Source organism: Dietzia sp. NPDC055343 (genome assembly GCF_053645265.1).
The window spans coordinates 1-15,950 of record NZ_JBSHMJ010000054.1; the positions used below are offsets into that span (position 1 = coordinate 1).

The following is a 15,950-nucleotide window of genomic DNA, read 5'->3' on the forward strand; positions in this document are numbered from 1 at the left end:
GTGCAACGGCGCCGAGGGCTGGGGCATGTTCGAGCACGCCAACATGGGCCGCCACGACCCGTCCGGGTTCAAAGACTGGGTGGATATGGCGAAGTAGCTACCGCAAGGTAGACGCCTGCCATGGTCAAGAGCCACGTGTCCGACCTATCGGGTAGTAATGATCTATCACTCAAGAAACCCCTTCCGCCCGACCGAGGACCCAATGGCTAAAACGATCACCGTTGTTGGAGCAGTATTTAGCACCGAGGGGAGCGTTCTCGCGTTCCGCCGCAACGCGAACCGCTCTGCCGGCGGGAAGTGGGAGTTTCCGGGCGGGAAGGTGGAGTCAGATGAAACTCCCGAGCAAGCCCTCCGCCGCGAAATCCTAGAAGAGCTTGGGCTCCACATCACTGTGGGCGACTTGATTGATCGCTCGAGCACTGTCGTGGGCGAGAACACCATTGACCTGGCCTGCTACTTCGTCGACGCCGATAAGCATCCCACAGAGAGTTCCGACCACGACCAGATCAAATGGCAGCCCTTTTCCAGCATTCGGGAACTCGATTGGGCAGCACCAGACCTGCCCGCCATTGAAGCCCTACTGAAAGTGCGCCAGTGACCGAACCCCTCCCCCTCGGCGTCTACGAATCAGTTCTAACGTCACCGTTCTCCCAACGGATCACCGCAACGGATGGCGAAGCGCACTACTCGACTCCCGACGATTCCGACCTACCGCTGATCCTGTCGCGACACATCCAGCAGATTGTTCAAGGTCACCTCGCCGGTAAAACTGCAGCCGAGCAACTCGAGATCACGCGACTGCTCCTGCAATCCTTCGACGACGAGCATCAGGTGACGAATGCCCAGCTCCTGCACGCGATAACAGCTCACGGCAACAGGCTGCCAAATCGACCATCTCACTCGTTTACTGCAGGAGCTCTCCTCACCAACGCCCGAGACGAGCCCAACCTGGGCAATGAACTCTCGCTGGAGATGGAGACAGCTGACAGCGTCGACCTACTTTGCGCGTTCGTTAAGTTCTCCGGCGTACGTGTTATCGAGAACCAGCTCGGCGCCTTGCGCCGCCGCGGAGTACCGCTGCGCGTAATCACGACGACATACATGGGTGCCACAGATCGCCGAGCATTGGACATTCTGGTTCGTGATTTCGGTGCTGAAATCCGCATCAAGTATGAAATATCTTCAACTCGGCTCCACGCCAAGGCTTGGCTTTTCCATAGGCTAACTGGGTTCAACACTGCTTACATCGGCAGTTCCAACCTGTCGAAGCCCGCCCTTGTGGACGGACTCGAATGGAACGTGCGCTTGGCTGAAGCAACTAGCAGCAAGGAGATCGCCAAGTTCACAAAGGTCTTTGACTCTTACTGGAGCTCCCAAGAGTTCGAGGAATACGACCCCGATCGAGACGCCGATCGTCTTGATGCTGCGCTCGACTCAGCCGGCGGTTTTTCCCGGCGGGAGCACTCCGCGCACCCCACGGTTGAGCCAAACAGCCAAGAGCTGGTTTCTGAGACGCCTGTTCCGCCGATGCCCCACGAAGCCGCTGAGCAATCGCCGCTCAAGGAAGCCACAGTCAGCCAGCTAAATGAACCGTACCCAGGCGTTGACCGGCGCTTGGCCCCGGACCCGGCCCCTGCCGTCGTCCACTTCACCCCCTACCCGCATCAGCGACGGATGCTCGAAGCGCTCGAAGTGGAACGCCTAGTCTTCAACCGTCATCTAAACTTAATCGTTGCTGCGACAGGTACCGGAAAGACTGTCGTGGCGGCCTTGGACTATCACCGACTCTGTGAAGCCAGCGGGCATCAGCCGACACTACTGTTCGTCGCTCACCGCAAGGAAATCCTGACCCAAGCCCTCGCTACTTATCGAAGTGTTCTTGACGACCCCTCATTCGGAGAACTCTTCGTCGGCGGTGAAAAACCTGTCCGAGGCACGCACATTTTTGCGAGCATCCAGTCGCTTAGTCGCGGCGCAGACCTCCATCTAGACCAAGTCTGGGACGTCATTGTTGTTGATGAATTTCATCACGCTGAAGCTGCGACATATCAGCGGTTCATGCAGAACTACGAGGCGACCGAACTGCTAGGGCTTACCGCCACTCCAGAACGGGCCGACGGTGTCGACGTTAGTAAGTTCTTCGGGGGACGCACCGCTGTAGAACTTCGGCTGTGGGACGCCCTTAACCAAGACCTACTGTGCCCGTTCCACTATTACGGCATCTCGGATGAGACTGATCTGACCGACGTCAAGTGGACCTCCTCAGGCTACGACGCCACTCAACTTTCCAACTTGTACACAGGAAATGACGCACGTGCCGTCCTCATCTACCGCGCGCTCAGCGAAAAAGTCCTTGATCCTCGCTCCATGCGTGCACTCGGATTCTGCGTAACCATCGCGCACTCCGAATATATGGCCCGGTGGTTCAATGACCACGACATCCCAGCAATGTCGATCAGCGCCGACACTCCACGTGATGAGCGCGAGCGAGGCATTGCTGACCTAAAGTCTGGTCGGATCAACTGCATCTTTACCGTCGATGTTTTCAATGAGGGCGTCGATATTCCTGAAGTCGACGTGGTGCTGATGCTCCGCCCTACGAACAGTTCCACTGTGTACATACAGCAGCTGGGTCGTGGACTCCGCCGATCCCCCGCCAAGGCTGTTCTCACGGTGCTCGACTTCGTCGGACACCATCGAGCAGATTTCGACGTCTCTGGGCGCTACATGCTGATGACTGGACAGTCACGGAAGGAACTCACTAGAGATCTAGAAATCGGCTACCCCACCCTTCCCGGCGCCTCCCGAATCGTCCTAGACGAAATTGCGCATAAGGAAGTGCTCGATTCCGTACGCCGGGCAGCACAGAACTCCCGCATGCCCGCGCTTGTCGCAGATGTTCGTTCGGTCGGAGTCGAAAAGAAACTCGCAGCATTCCTCGAAGCCTCGGGTCGGACTCTTGATGAGGTCTACCGCTCGGACCGCTCCTGGCACACGGTTCTTCTAAAGGCCAAGGGTGAACCGCCCGCCTCCAAGAACGAGCACTCCCTCCTCAAGCGTCTCCATCGATTGCGGACCGTCGATGACCTCGACCGCATCGAGAACTACGCGCGAGTGGCCACCACCATCCGAAACGGCGATCTAATCGATTCCAATGATCCGTGGGCTCGGATGCTCATCGACTTCATGTTCCCAAAGGATAAGTTCACCAGCTTCGCCGACGCCGCTGAGCTTATGTCCAGATACCCCAGCGTTCTCGATGAAATTCCCGAACTCATGGAAGCTGCAAGTAACAACATCGAAATGCTCCCCATCCCACTCGGCCGAGGTCTCGAGACACTCCCCCTCCGCTCACACGCACGCTATCAGCGCGAAGAACTACTTTCTGGCCTGCAGTGGACCTCCATGGACCGGCGCCCAGGAACTCATCGCGAGGGCGTGCTGTGGTCTCCAGCAGTCCAGACCGACTTGTTCCTGATCAACTTGCATAAGGACGAGAAGACGTTTACGGAATCCACGATGTACCGTGACATCCCGGTCACAAAAGATCTGTTCGACTGGGAGTCGCAGTCGACCACCCGGCAGGCATCACCGACCGGAAAGCGCTACATCACGCATAGAGAGAACGGCACGAACATCCTCCTAGCTGTGCGAAACGCACCGGATGACGAAGTTGGCACGGCACCGTTCCTCCTCCTTGGCACAGCACAACTCGAGTCCTACCAAGATGAAAAACCTATCCGTTTCCGCTGGAGGCTAGACCGTTCAATGCCCGCTGAGGTCCTTGCGCAGGCATCGGTCATCGGGGGGTGAGCCACCGATTAATCCAACTACGAGATAGCTTTTTCCTGCGACTCGTCCAGCAGTGGGTTGGGCAGGGAAGCGTCGGAGCCGTCCTGACAGCGCATTTGATGGTTGCAACAATGGGGGTCCGTACGACTTGGCTGGCCACCCGTAGCTGAGCTACGTTCTGAGCGCCCCACGGTCATGGCCGAAGCCGCGCCCTGAATCGACGCCCGCTTCGCCGGAGCCCCCGCCCCTGCGAATTGCGAGACCTTATAGCCCGCTATAGCGGCCCGGCGGGCTACGACTCGCGGCCGTGAGGGGTGGGTTTTGTTGTCGTCGTCCCTCCTCCCCCGTGACCATGACCGACCGTCCCTACGCCTCCGGCCGGCAGCTCACCATCAGGTCGATCCGGCCGCTCTGCACCAGCTGGTCATCCGCGCCGAACAGCTCGAAGCGTCGCTCCAGGACGCCGGTCTCCCCCGACGACGTGAGACGAGTCCCCGTGATGGTGATCTCCGCACGCACCGTGTCACCGGCGCGGATCGGCAGATGGAACCGCCAGCCGTCGATCCCGAGCAACGCCACCGAACAGCCGTCGAACACACCCACCCGCGACGCGAGCCCGAGGAGGACGGACAACCCCAGCATCCCGTGCGCGATCGGGCCCCCGAAGCGCCCCTCCGCGGTGGAGACGGCGTCCGTATGCACGGGATTGGTGTCCCAACTCCAGCCGGCGAACGTCACCAGGTCGGCCTCGGTGATCGTGCGCCCCTGGGTCCGGAACACCTGCCCCTCGAAGAAGTCCTCGAAGTACCAGTCGGTGGGCATCTTCGGCGTTGTGGTCATCGGTTGCGCACCTCTGCTCTGCCCGGCGCCTCGGCTGTCGCGGACGCGAGCGTCGTCGATTGGTTTGGCCGCGAGTGTTCCACGGCGCGCCGCCCGTTACCGCGAAAGTGGTGGCGGCACCTGCTCCCGGGGCTGCGGTGACTCCGTACCCGCGGGGCACGCGCCCAGGGCGGCCGGGGGCATCGGACCGGTCGCAAACCCACTGGCGGGCTCCTAGCGTGGCTGGTGTTTGATCCGGCTACTTAGGGAGTCCGTCATGATCGACAAGGAACTACTCGATCGTTTCTATGGCGCGGTCGTCTACGACAGTTCGGGAGACAAGATCGGCAAGATCAGCACCGTCTATCTCGACGACCGCACCGATGAACCCACGTTCGCCACCGTCTCGACCAGCCTCCTCGGAACGTCCGAGAGCTTCGTGCCGTTGCGGGACGCCCGCTTCGACGGCAGCGATATCCGCGTGGAGTTCACCAAGGATCAGATCAAGGACGCGCCGAGCGTGGAAGCCGGCCGCGATCTCACGCCCGACGAAGCGGACCGCCTGTACGAGTACTACCAACTCGACGGCGGCGGCACGGACGCGGCCGGATCAGCCCGGCCGGCCGGGCCGGCGCTGGAGGCCGAACGCGCGCGGCTGCGCAAACACGACCACCGGCGTGGAGACGACTGAGGGCCCGGACGGCCAGCCCGCCTCATCGCGGGCTCATCCACGTAGCAGGAACTCCCGCGCCTGCCGCTCGAAGGCGTCCTTCTGCTCGATCATCACCCAGTGCCCGCAGTTCGGCAGAATGTGCACCTCCGAGTCCGGCATGAGGCGCATCGGCATGATCGACATGTCCACAGGGGAGACGCGATCGTCGCGGCCCCAGAACAGCAGCGTCGGCGCGGTGACGTCGGCTAGATCAAACGAGACCTCGCCGCGGGCGACCTTGGCGATCGCCGCCGGGTTGTAGAGGGACTTCATCGACTCGATCACGCCCGGCTCGTTGACCTGCGCCCACCGCTCTTCCAACAGCTGCTCGGTGACCAACGTCTGGTCGTAGACCATCGACCGCAGCCACCGGCGCAGCGCCGGCTTGTCCGGCTCGGCCAGAAAGTCCATAAGCAGTCGGATCCCCTCCGCCGGGCCCGGGCTGAACAACGTGGTGCCCACGCCGCCGATGCAAACGAGTCGATCCACGCGGTCGGGCTGCTTGGCCGCCAGGCCGGCGCCGACGATGCCGCCCATCGAGTTCCCCACGATGCTCGCCCTGCCGATACCCAGGTGGTCGAGGATCTCCACGCAACTGTTCCGGGCGTCGACCACGGGGTGGCCGCCGCGCACGTCACTGATACCGAAACCGGGAAACTCCAGAACGATGCAGCGGAACTCGTCAGCGAAGGCCCCGACGGACTCCGAGTAGTTCCGCCAGCCCGTGACCCCCGGCCCCGAGCCGTGCAGGAACAGCACTGGCCGGCCATCAGGATTGCCGAGGTCACGGAATCCGAGACGGCCCCCACGGATATCTGCGAATTGGACGTCAACGTTGTTCATCAGTACTCCAGGATCGAGGGCCCGGTGCGGGATTCGGAACCGGTGCGTGACATTCTCGCCGCCGTCAGGGCCGCCCTCGTCCCGAACTCCCGGTCAGCGGAACACCCAGTTCTTCTCGGCGTCCGCGGCGGTCAGTGGCATCGCGATGTCCTCCAGATTCGCCCGCTCCGCCTTCACGCCGAAGAACACCTCGATCACGCCGACAAGCGTGATCACACCGGTACCCACGAAGAACGCGATGGACACCGGAGCTCGGTCCCCGGACTTGACGAGATTGTCGAACAACAGCGAGCCACTGATCCCTCCAACCGCGGTTCCGATCGCGTAGAAGAACGCGATCGCCAACGCGCGGGTCTCCATGGGGGAAGTCAAATAGGCGGCGTTGGCCCCCCGCAGAGGCGATGAAGAAGGTCACGACAAGCAGAATTCGAACAACCACAGACTGTCCGACCCGGTCAACATCACCACCTCCATAACGGCGGCCAGTAGGCCCGAACCAACGTAGGTCGCCGTGATCATGAGTTTGCGACTCACCGAGTCGAAGAAGTGACCCAACACCACCGGCCTCGCGAAGTTGGACACCGCCCAGATCGCCGTGAAGTACGGCACGTGCCGGACAGCCCGCGCGAGCTCGATTCCCGACCCGGCTTCGGTCGGCCGGGAGGCCACGTTGCCGACCATCGTGACCTCGAGCCCATCCAACACCCAGACACCGCCCAGGCCCAGCACCACCCGCCAGTGGAACCTCGACCACGGCAACCGGTCAAGACGCGACGGCACCTTGATGGTGAGCGTGCCCAATTCCACGCTCTGAGAGCTCATGACGACCTCTTTGCCTCGGGGTGGGGGCCTGCGCCACAGTCGCAGTGACTCCAGTCCGATCAGCAGGGCTCGTTGTCCCGGATCCCGGGTGTCGCGGCGATCAAAGGCGCGGGCGAAGCGCGCCGCCTCCGCCGCGCTGGAATACGTCTTCTCCCCGCCGTCTCCGCAGCCGCGATCGCAAGCCCAGCGCATCACCTCGGCGTCCGCGGTGAAGCGGTAATCGTGGCCGAAGACCGCGCACACACGGGCGACGGACGAAAGTCGCCGTACCCATGTCAGACACCCGTCGCACCGTGTGCCAAACCAGTTAACAGATCACACATATGCGCACCCTTAGACGGAGGGTGGCATGCGCAGCCGGTCCGGCGGGCGGGGGCGTCAGGCCGGTGTCCCTCCGCGACGCTTCTGGCTGATCTCCACCTCGAGAGCGCCGTGATCGCTCTCCACCTCGAACTCGGCCTTGCCGCCCGAGTCGTCACGGAACTCGATCTCCACCGAACTCGACGACTCGTCCCGCGAGGTCACCGTCCAGCCCTCGCGGGGCGTCACCTCGCCCATCGTCACCGCGTCGGCCGCACCGGAGAACGAGACTTCGCCAGCGTCGCCCACCTCGAAGATGCCGGCGTCCGCATCAGTGAGGGTGAACTCCTTCGAGATCTCCATTCCTTCGGAATCGAGCTCGACCTCGAACTTCCACCGCGCGGCACCGTTGGCGAAGTGCACGGTGAGCTCGTCGTCCTGCTCGTCGCCGACCCGATGCTGCCAGCCGTCAGCCCCGGTGATCGCGCCCAGCGACAGACGACCGTCGGCGTAGGTGAACTCCACCGTTCCCGCATCGCCGATCTGCCACTCACCGTCCCGGATCTCGTCGACGCCCCCGTCCGAGGACGCTGCCGGACCCGCGGATGTCCGCTCCCCCGATGCGCCGGCGTCAGGATCAGCGGATTCCTGGGTGGCGAGAACGGTGCTCGTCGACACGGGGACCGAGGGGGCGTCCTCGCCGGCCGTGCTGCAGCCTGACAAGACCATCAAGCTTGCCGCCAGGGTGAACGCGGCACCACTAGTGACCCTCATGATCCACTCCATTCGTCATCGGTCTTGCCGCCGATCTTCCGATACGTGGTCGAGTTGTCCACCGGAGGATCGGCGCGCGCGGGATCCCTTGGGGCATACGCCTGTGAAACGCCGAACGGGCGCTCCTGCGCGACAGATTCGCAGAGAAGCGCCCGAACGATCAGGCTTCGCGTCAGCGCCGGTTGAGGGTCTCTCGCTTGACGAAACCCCACACGGCGGTGACGACGAACAGTACGGCGCCGATGGCCGCGAGCCAGACCAGGCCCTTGACGGCAATCCCGATGATGCCGAGGGCCAGCCAGATAACGAGTAGGACGATGAGGAGTTTGAGCATGGGCGGAAACCTACCACCATGGAAAACGTTCCGCCCCGCCCAAGTGGGGGACAGTCAGGACTTGCGACTGTAGGCGATCCCGCCGCCGATGTATGCAGATCGCCGGCCCGCGCCGCGGCCGGCTCCGGCGTGGTGGTGGTGCTGCACGATCTCAGGCTGGCGGCCGCCTACTCGGACAGAGTCGCGATTCTGGGCGGTGGCGAGATCATCGCGTGCGGCCGCCCGGATGACGTCCTCGCCGCAGGACTCCTGTCCGAGGTGTATCGGTATCCCGTCGAGGTAATCCGCCGCCCGGAGACAGGCGCGTTCACTCGATCACAGCCTCGCTGAACTCCGGGGGCGCACCCAAGAACGGCCGATGGGACGGCGGCTGCTTGCCATCGATGTCACGCAGGCCGAACTCCTCCGCCAGTTCGGCGGCCACCAACACCCGTCCCGAGCGCTCCATCAATCCCGGGTCGCGAAAGAGCGCATCGATCACGCGGCCGGGGAACTCGGCGGACTCCGCGGTGGCCACAAAGCTCTGGTATTGCTCCGACTCGGCGGCGCCCTCGAAGAGCGCCTCCGTCCGCTCCGTCCGGAGCATGCCCATCCACAACGAGATCGCGGCCACCCCGAACGGGCGGAAATCGTGGGCCATGTCGTGCGCCATCTTGTCCACGGCAGCCTTGCCCGCGCCGTAGGCCGGCCCGTGCATGTAGCACCGCCCGCCGAAGGATGAGGTGTTGACCACCAGGCCGCCGCCACCCGCCACGAGCAGCGGAGCCGCGAACCAACTGGCCGCATAGCTCGACCGGGTCCCGACGTCCAGGACGACCTGGAGCGAGAGCGGCTTCTCCCAGAAGGGGCCGGGCCGGGTCAGGTCGTCGTGAACGACCAGTGCGTTGTTGACCAGCACGTCCAGCCGACCGTGCTCCCGTCGCACCCGCTCGAAGAGTTCGCCGACCTGGTCGTCGTCGGCATGATCACACACCACGGGGATGCCGACCCCACCCCGAGCGGTGATCTCCTCGGCGGTGGCCGCGACCGTGCCCGGCAGGGCCGCGTCCCCCTCCCGCTGCGTCCGACCCGTCACGTAGATCGTCGTGCCCGGGCCCGCGAGGCCCAGGGCGATGCCCTTGCCCGCCCCTCGGCTCGCACCGGTCACCACGATCACGCGATCGCGTTCCACATCTGGCATGAGTTCTCCTCCAGGGTTCAGTTCGGTGATCACGGGGCGGTGATGGTGATCGGCATGTTGTCCGCGAGCGCCATGACCTCACCGAGCGGACGCGTGAGAGACCACAGCGGCATCGACCGACTGTGCGAGATTCTCCACTCACCGTCCTCGATGACGTAGCGGTCCCAATACTCCATCGCGGCGACGGTCTCCGTCGACGCGGTCAGGTCGATCTGACGGAACCGCAGGCTCCATCGCCCCTGCGCCGTGTCAGCACCGGAGATCTCGATGTCCGGGTGCACCGCGTGGTGCATGTCGAGGATCGTGTGCGCGCCGTCGTTTTTATGCAGCGCCACCTGCTCATACACCGCGGCGATCCCGTCGGCGTCCGGAAAGCTGCCCATGGGCCCGAAGTCGATCGTCGCTCCGTGCCGGATGAACGCCGCCCGGAATCCCTCGGGATCCTTGTTGTCGCACGCGCGCAGGTACCGGTGCTTGAGTGCCGTGATCTGCTGCACGGCCTCCAGCCGCGCAAGGCGCTGGTCCATCGTCAGTTCGTCCATCTGCGTTGTCATGCCATCCCTCTTATCGTGTGACACACACCACGCTAGCCCTGCCGCACGAGCGCGCGCGGCACCATTCCCAGTGGCCGGAAAGTTGCAAACCGTCCCCGGCTGGCGCAAGCACCTTCCACTGAGTGGGATACGGTGAGGGCAGTCACACCGCGGCTCCGGTCCCAACGGCGCCGCGAAAGCGCTCAGCGCACTCAACCCGAATACCCGCTCCCTCTCGCCGATTGGAGTCACCTGTGGCCACCCCTCACGATGCCCCGGATTCCCTCTCCGGCATTCTCGACCGAGTCGATTTGATCCTCGACGCCATCGCCACCGAGGGGTCGATGAACCTCACCCAGATCTCGCGCACGACCTTGCTACCGCGAACGACCGTCCATCGACTGCTCGAACAGATGACGCGTCGGCGTTGGGTCACCCGCATCCGCAACGACTACGAGATCGGGGTACGCCCCTTCCACCTGGGCACCATCGCCCGGCAGGGGCACTGGTTCTTCCGCATCGCCCGCCCACACCTGGAAACAGTGCGCGAACGCACCCGGCTCGTCGTCCACCTGGGATACTTGGACGGGACCGACGTCGTGTGGTGGGACAAGGTCGGGGACGCGAGGCCGAGCGTGGTACCCACCTACGTCGGCGGCCGCCATCCCGCGTTCCGCACCGCGGCCGGCAGGGCCCTCCTGGCCACCGAGCCGGACGACTACCTCACCGACCATTTCCCGCTGCAACTCGATCGGACGACCCGCGAGAGTCTGCAGACGCGGGATCAGTTGACCGAGGCAGTGCGTACCGCGCGCGACGAGGGCCTCGCTCGCGTCCACGGGGAACTCTTTCCCCATCTGTCCGACGTCGCGATCCCCGTCACCGTCCGACCGGTGGCCACCAGTGACGGACACCAGACCACCGTCGCCGTCTCGGTGTTCGGCCCCACGGAGCGGCTCCGTGTGGACTCCACGCTGCCCCAGGCACTCCGGACCTGCGCACTCGACATCCTGGCCGACATCGCCCACTCTCCCAGAGCGCCACGGGACTAGGAACTTCCCGACCACCGGAAACCGGCCCCCGTGACGACGATCACGCTCCCTACGGTGTGTGCACGGTCACAGCCACGAAGGGAGCCCCTGATGACCCCCACACACACTGACACCCCTGTTCGCGAGATAGAGAGCGGCAGCAACCCGAGCCGCTTCGCCCGCGGATGGCACTGCCTCGGCCTGGCCGAGGACTTCGATGACGGCAAGCCCCACATGGTCAAGATCTTCGGTACCAGCCTCGTGGTCTTCCGCACCTCCGACGGGGTGAAGATCCTCGACGGCTACTGCCGACACATGGGCGGCAACCTCGCCAAGGGCACCGTCAAGGGCGACTCCATCGCGTGCCCGTTCCACGACTGGCGTTGGGGCGGAGACGGCAAGTGCACGGGCATCCCGTACGCCAAGCGCGTGCCGGTGGCCGCCAAGACGCGCGCCTGGCCCTCGATGGTGCGCAACGGACAACTCTTCGTCTGGAACGACCCTCAGCGTTCGCAGCCCACCGAGGAGGTCACGATCCCCGTCCTCGAGGGATGGGACGATGGCGAATGGACCGAGTGGTCCTGGCAGACGTTCCTCGTCGAGGGTGCACACTGCCGGGAGATGATCGACAACGTCGTCGACATGGCCCACTTCTTCTACGTGCACCTGGCGTTCCCGCACTACTTCCGGAACGTCTTCGAGGGGCACGTGGCCACCCAGTACATGCACAGCCGCCCCCGCACGGACGTCGACCCCGACAACGCCTACGGGGACGAGGGGTCCGAGTTGCGGTCCGAGGCGTCGTACTTCGGCCCGTCCTACATGGTGAACCCGCAGCAGCTGGTAGTGGGCGACAAAACCGTCGAGGCCGTGCTCATCAACAGCCACTACCCGATCGACGAGAAGTCCTTCCTCATCAACTTCGGGGTGGCTGCCAGGAAACAACCCGGCGTCGACCCCGATGAGGCCCGCCAGGCCGCCGCGTCGCTGACCAACGCGCTCGCCTACGGGTTCGGTCAGGACGTCGAGATCTGGCGTGACAAGGCCCGGATCGACAACCCGCTGCTCACCGAGCAAGACGGCCCCGTGTACCAATTGCGCCGCTGGTACGAGCAGTTCTACGTGGACGTCGAGGACATCGAGCCGGACATGGTCGAGCGCGTCGAGGTGGAGATCGACACCGACCACGCCGTGGCCACCTGGAAACAGGAGGTCGCCGAGAATCTCGTGGCGATGGGCAGGGCCTGATGCTGGACGCCACCGCCCTCGCCTGTCCGCGCTGCGACTCGTGCGTCGAGGTGACCAAGTACTCGCGCGAACACACGATCACGCGGTGGGCCGACGGGCACGCCTCGTGCCCCGAGCTCGGGGTCGAGCCCGCCCGGTTCGCCACCGGCCGCTGCGAGACCCTCACCGCAGCCGTGCGCGCCGCCTTTGATGACGGGCTGATCGACGCCCGCGAGCGCGTGCCCGGTACCTGACCACCGACGACAGACGCCCCTGCCGACCACTCGGCAGGGGCGTCTCGCGTCCGCGCCCGTCAGAACCAGGTATCAGCACCGGTCGCGGTGAGCAGACCGGACAGGTCCGCGGCCACCGGCAGGACCGACTCGTCCAGCAGCGAGGCGTACCGGCTGTCGTGGAACATCAACGGCCTGCGGTCGCTGACGGCCGGGCCCGCCTCTACGACGCGGCCAATGAGCAGTTCGTGGTCGCCGGCCTCGACCCAGGCCTCGAGACCGCAGACGAACCACGCCGGGGCGCCGTCGATGACCCGGTGCCCACCCTCCGTCGGACACAGCGGGACATGATCGAACTTGTCCGGCGCCTTGCTCCCGGCCATCGCCGAGATGGCCTCATCACCCTCGCCCAGCACGCTCACCGCGAAGCCAGACGACGTCTTGAGGTGCGGCAACGTCCGCGATGTCTTCATCACCGAGATCAGCACCAGTGGAGGATCCAGGGACACGCCCATGAAGGACTGGCAGGTCATGCCCACCGTGTTGCCGTCGTCGTCCCGCCCGGTCACCACGCAGACGCCTGTGCCAAAACGCCCCAGGACGTCGCGCAATGCGCGGTTGTCGGTCAGATCAATCGTGTCATTCATGCTCTCCAGGGTGACCCTCACCACGTCGCGGAGCGGACTCGGTTCCCACTCACCGGAAACTCGACGTGATACAGAACACACCATGGGCCACAGTGGAGGCAATCCACCCGGCGACCCACGGCCGCCACGTTCGAAAGGCTTCCCGATGACCGGAACCCTCACCACCCCTGGCACGGTCCTTGCCCAGGTCACCGCTGACCGCGACGCCCTCTTCGCGGAAGGCCTGGAGGCCGATCAGCTCGGCAAGCTGGCCGATGCCACCGTCGCGCGCATGAAGGACGCAGGCGTGATCCGCATGCTCCAGCCCGTCCGGTACGGCGGCATGGAGGCCACTCCCCGCCAGTTCGCCGAGACGGTCATGGGCATCGCCGCGGTCAACCCGAGCGCCGGCTGGGTGGCCGGCATCGTCGGCGTCCACCCGTGGCAGCTCGCCATGGCGGACACAAGCGTCCAGGACGACGTCTGGGGTAGCGACGCGGACACGTGGATGGCGTCCCCCTACATGCCCAACGGCGCCGCCATCCCCGTCGAAGGCGGCTACCGGATGTCCGGACGGTGGAGCTTCTCCTCCGGCACCGACCACTGCACCTGGGCGTTCCTCGGCGCCATGGCGCACGAGGCCGACGGATCGATGAGCCTTCCGCCCCGCATGCTGCACGTCATCATCCCCCGCACGGACTACGAGATCGTCGAGGACTCCTGGGACGTGGTGGGCCTGCGCGGGACAGGCTCCAAGGATCTCATCGTGGAGGACGCGTTCATCCCCACCGAGCGCGTCATGGAGTACGACCATCTCATCGACGGCACCCAGATCGCGAAGGCCGGTCTCGAGCAGACCGTCTACCGCATGCCGTGGTCCTGCATGTTCCCACTGGGCATCTCGTCGGCCACGATCGGCATCTGCGAGGGCTTTCTCGACACGGCACGCGAATATCTCGAGGATCGCATCGGCGCGCAGGGCACCGCCATCAAGGACGACCCCTACGTCCTGTACCAACTGGGCGACGCCGAGGCCAAGGTGTATCAGGCGCGCCAGGCGCTCATCGCCAATGCGGAGGAGATATGGGAGATCGTGGACCGCGGGGACGAGGTCGGCTTCGACCGCCGCGCCCAGGGCCGCCGCACCCAGGTCGACGTCGCCTGGACCGCCGTCCGCGCCATCGACAATGTTTACGACCGCTGCGGCGGCACGGCCCTGCGCATGGACAAGCCGATGCAGCGGTTCTGGCGAGACGCGCACGCCGGGCTCCACCACGCCATCCACGTCCCCAGCACCGTCTACCACGCCTCCGCCCTCTCCGGTCTCGGAGTGGATCCCGAGGGTCCGCTACGCGCCATGATCTGACGGTCCGGGTATCGCCGTCTGCGCGGCACACCCGGCCGTACCCGAGGCACCACCCCACCACCACTTCACGAAAGGCCTCTTCCCATGGGAGACATCCGAGCTCTCGGCTACCTCACGATCGACACCACCGAACTCGATCGCTGGCGCACACTCGCCTTTGACGTCCTCGACCTGGGCGAAGGCGCCCTGTCCACCGACGACGCCCTCTACCTGCGACTCGACGAGCGCTCCTACCGACTGGTCATCCGCCGCGGCGAGACCGACAAGCTCACCGCGATGGGCTGGGAGGTCCGCGACGAGATCGCCCTCGACCGGGTCCGCGCCTCACTGCGCGAGCACGGTGTGCAGTACCGCGACCTGTCCTACGACGAGGCGCGCGCCCGCGACGTGGACGAGCTCATCGCGCTCGAGGACCCCACCGGCCAGCCCCTGGAGATCTTCCACGGCGCCGGCCTCGACCACTCCGCCGTATCCACGAAGTTCCGTACCGAATTCGTCAGTGACGAACTGGGCCTGGGCCACATCGTCGTGCCGTCCACCGACCACGAGGCCACCATCGCGTTTTACCGCGACGTGCTGGGCTTCCACACCCGCGGCGCCTTCCCGTTCCCCCCGGCGCCCGGCATGCCTCCCCTGCGGATCCAGTTCATGGGCGTCAACCCGCGTCACCACAGCTTCGCCGTGATGCCGGCCCCGCAGATGGGCCCCGGGATCGTGCACATCATGCTCGAAGTGGCCGAGATGGACCAGGTCGCCCAGGCCATGGAGCGCACGCTCGAGCACGGGTTCACGATCTCTTCCACCCTCGGCAGGCACACCAACGACAAGATGGTGTCCTACTACCTGCGCGCCCCCGGAGGCTGGGACATCGAGTACGGCTACGACGGCCTCACGGTGGACGAGAACAGCTACCTACCGCAGCTCATCTCCGCCGACAGTTACTGGGGCCACGACTGGTCCGGCAGTGAGCCGCTCGCCTGCACTATCCCGCTCGACGACGCCACTGCCGAGACCGTGGCTGACGACCTCGCCGAGCCCGTGGTCGAGAACGCCTGACCCGGCTCCGGGCGACTGCTCGGCCCGGCCCCCTCGCCAGCCGCGTCACTCCAGAGCGCTGATGCTGACGAGCTCCCACTGCGTGACCGGGCCGGCCGAGCGGGCCTGGCACATGGTGAAGATCGGCTCGGAGAAGGTCTCCCGCAGTCGCACCCCGATAGGCCCGAGCGGGCCCTCGAGGGTGACGACGACGTGGCCGGCGTCGTCGACGTCGGTCACGTCCAGCGGGGCCAAGGCGTCGATGCGGTCGTCGCCGAGCAACGGCCGGGCGCGGTGCTGCGCGACCTGCACCGCCGCCGGGT

General features: G+C 65.1%; 16 protein-coding genes and 2 pseudogenes. 8 read left to right on the forward strand and 10 right to left on the reverse strand.

Annotated elements, in window-relative coordinates; genetic code table 11:
* The first annotated feature begins 202 nt into the window (after nucleotides 1–202).
* Together ACWIE7_RS17145 and ACWIE7_RS17150 are read left to right on the forward strand one after the other, a co-directional pair.
* Complete coding sequence (locus ACWIE7_RS17145; RefSeq protein WP_454070065.1) at nucleotides 203–598, forward strand: (deoxy)nucleoside triphosphate pyrophosphohydrolase; 396 nt, start codon at nucleotides 203–205, stop codon at nucleotides 596–598.
* Nucleotides 595–3,813, forward strand: coding sequence for a DUF3427 domain-containing protein (locus ACWIE7_RS17150; protein ID WP_454070066.1), 3,219 nt, complete (start codon nucleotides 595–597; stop codon nucleotides 3,811–3,813). The genes ACWIE7_RS17145 and ACWIE7_RS17150 overlap by 4 nt, the downstream gene beginning before the upstream one ends.
* Before the next feature lie 345 nt (nucleotides 3,814–4,158).
* Here ACWIE7_RS17150 and ACWIE7_RS17155 read toward each other — a convergent pair whose 3' ends face one another.
* Entirely contained in the window at nucleotides 4,159–4,632 is a 474-nt protein-coding gene (locus tag ACWIE7_RS17155; RefSeq protein ID WP_454070067.1) for a MaoC/PaaZ C-terminal domain-containing protein, read from the reverse strand.
* A gap of 256 nt (nucleotides 4,633–4,888) precedes the next feature.
* On the opposite strand from ACWIE7_RS17155, the gene ACWIE7_RS17160 reads away from it, so the two are divergent.
* Entirely contained in the window at nucleotides 4,889–5,302 is a 414-nt protein-coding gene (locus ACWIE7_RS17160) for a PRC-barrel domain-containing protein (RefSeq protein WP_454070068.1), read from the forward strand.
* Between the two features lie 33 nt (nucleotides 5,303–5,335).
* On the opposite strand, the gene ACWIE7_RS17165 is transcribed toward ACWIE7_RS17160, so the two are convergent.
* The 7 genes and pseudogenes from ACWIE7_RS17165 to ACWIE7_RS17195 all read right to left on the reverse strand — a co-directional run bounded on the left by ACWIE7_RS17165 (nucleotide 5,336) and on the right by ACWIE7_RS17195 (nucleotide 10,118).
* The gene (locus ACWIE7_RS17165; RefSeq protein WP_454070069.1) at nucleotides 5,336–6,166 is read right to left on the reverse strand and encodes an alpha/beta fold hydrolase; all 831 of its coding nucleotides are present in this window, start codon (nucleotides 6,164–6,166) and stop codon (nucleotides 5,336–5,338) included.
* A gap of 93 nt (nucleotides 6,167–6,259) precedes the next feature.
* Entirely contained in the window at nucleotides 6,260–6,526 is a 267-nt protein-coding gene (locus tag ACWIE7_RS17170) for a hypothetical protein (protein WP_454057846.1), read from the reverse strand.
* A 267-nt stretch (nucleotides 6,527–6,793) separates the two neighbouring features.
* A pseudogene (locus tag ACWIE7_RS17175) lies at nucleotides 6,794–6,988 on the reverse strand (MFS transporter); the annotation flags it as partial.
* Between the two features lie 378 nt (nucleotides 6,989–7,366).
* A complete protein-coding gene (locus tag ACWIE7_RS17180; RefSeq protein WP_454070070.1) occupies nucleotides 7,367–8,062 on the reverse strand; it encodes a hypothetical protein in 696 nt (231 codons plus the stop codon).
* A 172-nt stretch (nucleotides 8,063–8,234) separates the two neighbouring features.
* Nucleotides 8,235–8,396 (reverse strand): hypothetical protein, encoded by a 162-nt coding sequence (locus ACWIE7_RS17185; protein WP_454057848.1) that lies wholly within the window; start codon nucleotides 8,394–8,396, stop codon nucleotides 8,235–8,237.
* Between the two features lie 307 nt (nucleotides 8,397–8,703).
* Nucleotides 8,704–9,576 (reverse strand): SDR family NAD(P)-dependent oxidoreductase, encoded by an 873-nt coding sequence (locus ACWIE7_RS17190; RefSeq protein ID WP_454057849.1) that lies wholly within the window; start codon nucleotides 9,574–9,576, stop codon nucleotides 8,704–8,706.
* Between the two features lie 29 nt (nucleotides 9,577–9,605).
* On the reverse strand, nucleotides 9,606–10,118 hold the full coding sequence (locus ACWIE7_RS17195; protein WP_454057945.1) for a nuclear transport factor 2 family protein: 513 nt from the start codon (nucleotides 10,116–10,118) through the stop codon (nucleotides 9,606–9,608).
* 245 nt (nucleotides 10,119–10,363) lie between these two features.
* On the opposite strand from ACWIE7_RS17195, the gene ACWIE7_RS17200 reads away from it, so the two are divergent.
* The 3 genes from ACWIE7_RS17200 (at nucleotide 10,364) to ACWIE7_RS17210 (ending at nucleotide 12,621) form a co-directional block, all read left to right on the forward strand.
* Nucleotides 10,364–11,161 (forward strand): IclR family transcriptional regulator, encoded by a 798-nt coding sequence (locus ACWIE7_RS17200; protein WP_454057850.1) that lies wholly within the window; start codon nucleotides 10,364–10,366, stop codon nucleotides 11,159–11,161.
* A gap of 90 nt (nucleotides 11,162–11,251) precedes the next feature.
* Entirely contained in the window at nucleotides 11,252–12,388 is a 1,137-nt protein-coding gene (locus tag ACWIE7_RS17205; protein WP_454057851.1) for a Rieske 2Fe-2S domain-containing protein, read from the forward strand.
* The gene (locus ACWIE7_RS17210) at nucleotides 12,388–12,621 is read left to right on the forward strand and encodes a hypothetical protein (protein WP_454057852.1); all 234 of its coding nucleotides are present in this window, start codon (nucleotides 12,388–12,390) and stop codon (nucleotides 12,619–12,621) included. Before ACWIE7_RS17205 ends, ACWIE7_RS17210 begins: the two co-directional genes overlap by 1 nt.
* Before the next feature lie 59 nt (nucleotides 12,622–12,680).
* Here the strand turns inward: ACWIE7_RS17210 and ACWIE7_RS17215 are convergent, their stop codons facing one another.
* A complete protein-coding gene (locus ACWIE7_RS17215; RefSeq protein WP_454057853.1) occupies nucleotides 12,681–13,247 on the reverse strand; it encodes a flavin reductase family protein in 567 nt (188 codons plus the stop codon).
* Between the two features lie 145 nt (nucleotides 13,248–13,392).
* On the opposite strand from ACWIE7_RS17215, the gene ACWIE7_RS17220 reads away from it, so the two are divergent.
* Both ACWIE7_RS17220 and ACWIE7_RS17225 read left to right on the forward strand, forming a co-directional pair.
* Nucleotides 13,393–14,592, forward strand: coding sequence for an acyl-CoA dehydrogenase family protein (locus ACWIE7_RS17220; protein WP_454057854.1), 1,200 nt, complete (start codon nucleotides 13,393–13,395; stop codon nucleotides 14,590–14,592).
* Between the two features lie 84 nt (nucleotides 14,593–14,676).
* Nucleotides 14,677–15,648 carry a VOC family protein gene (locus ACWIE7_RS17225; RefSeq protein WP_454057855.1) on the forward strand — a complete coding sequence of 324 codons (972 nt, stop codon included), beginning with the start codon at nucleotides 14,677–14,679 and terminating at the stop codon, nucleotides 15,646–15,648.
* A 45-nt stretch (nucleotides 15,649–15,693) separates the two neighbouring features.
* On the opposite strand, the pseudogene ACWIE7_RS17230 reads toward ACWIE7_RS17225, so the two are convergent.
* Nucleotides 15,694–15,950, reverse strand: a pseudogene (locus ACWIE7_RS17230) (sucrase ferredoxin); the annotation flags it as partial.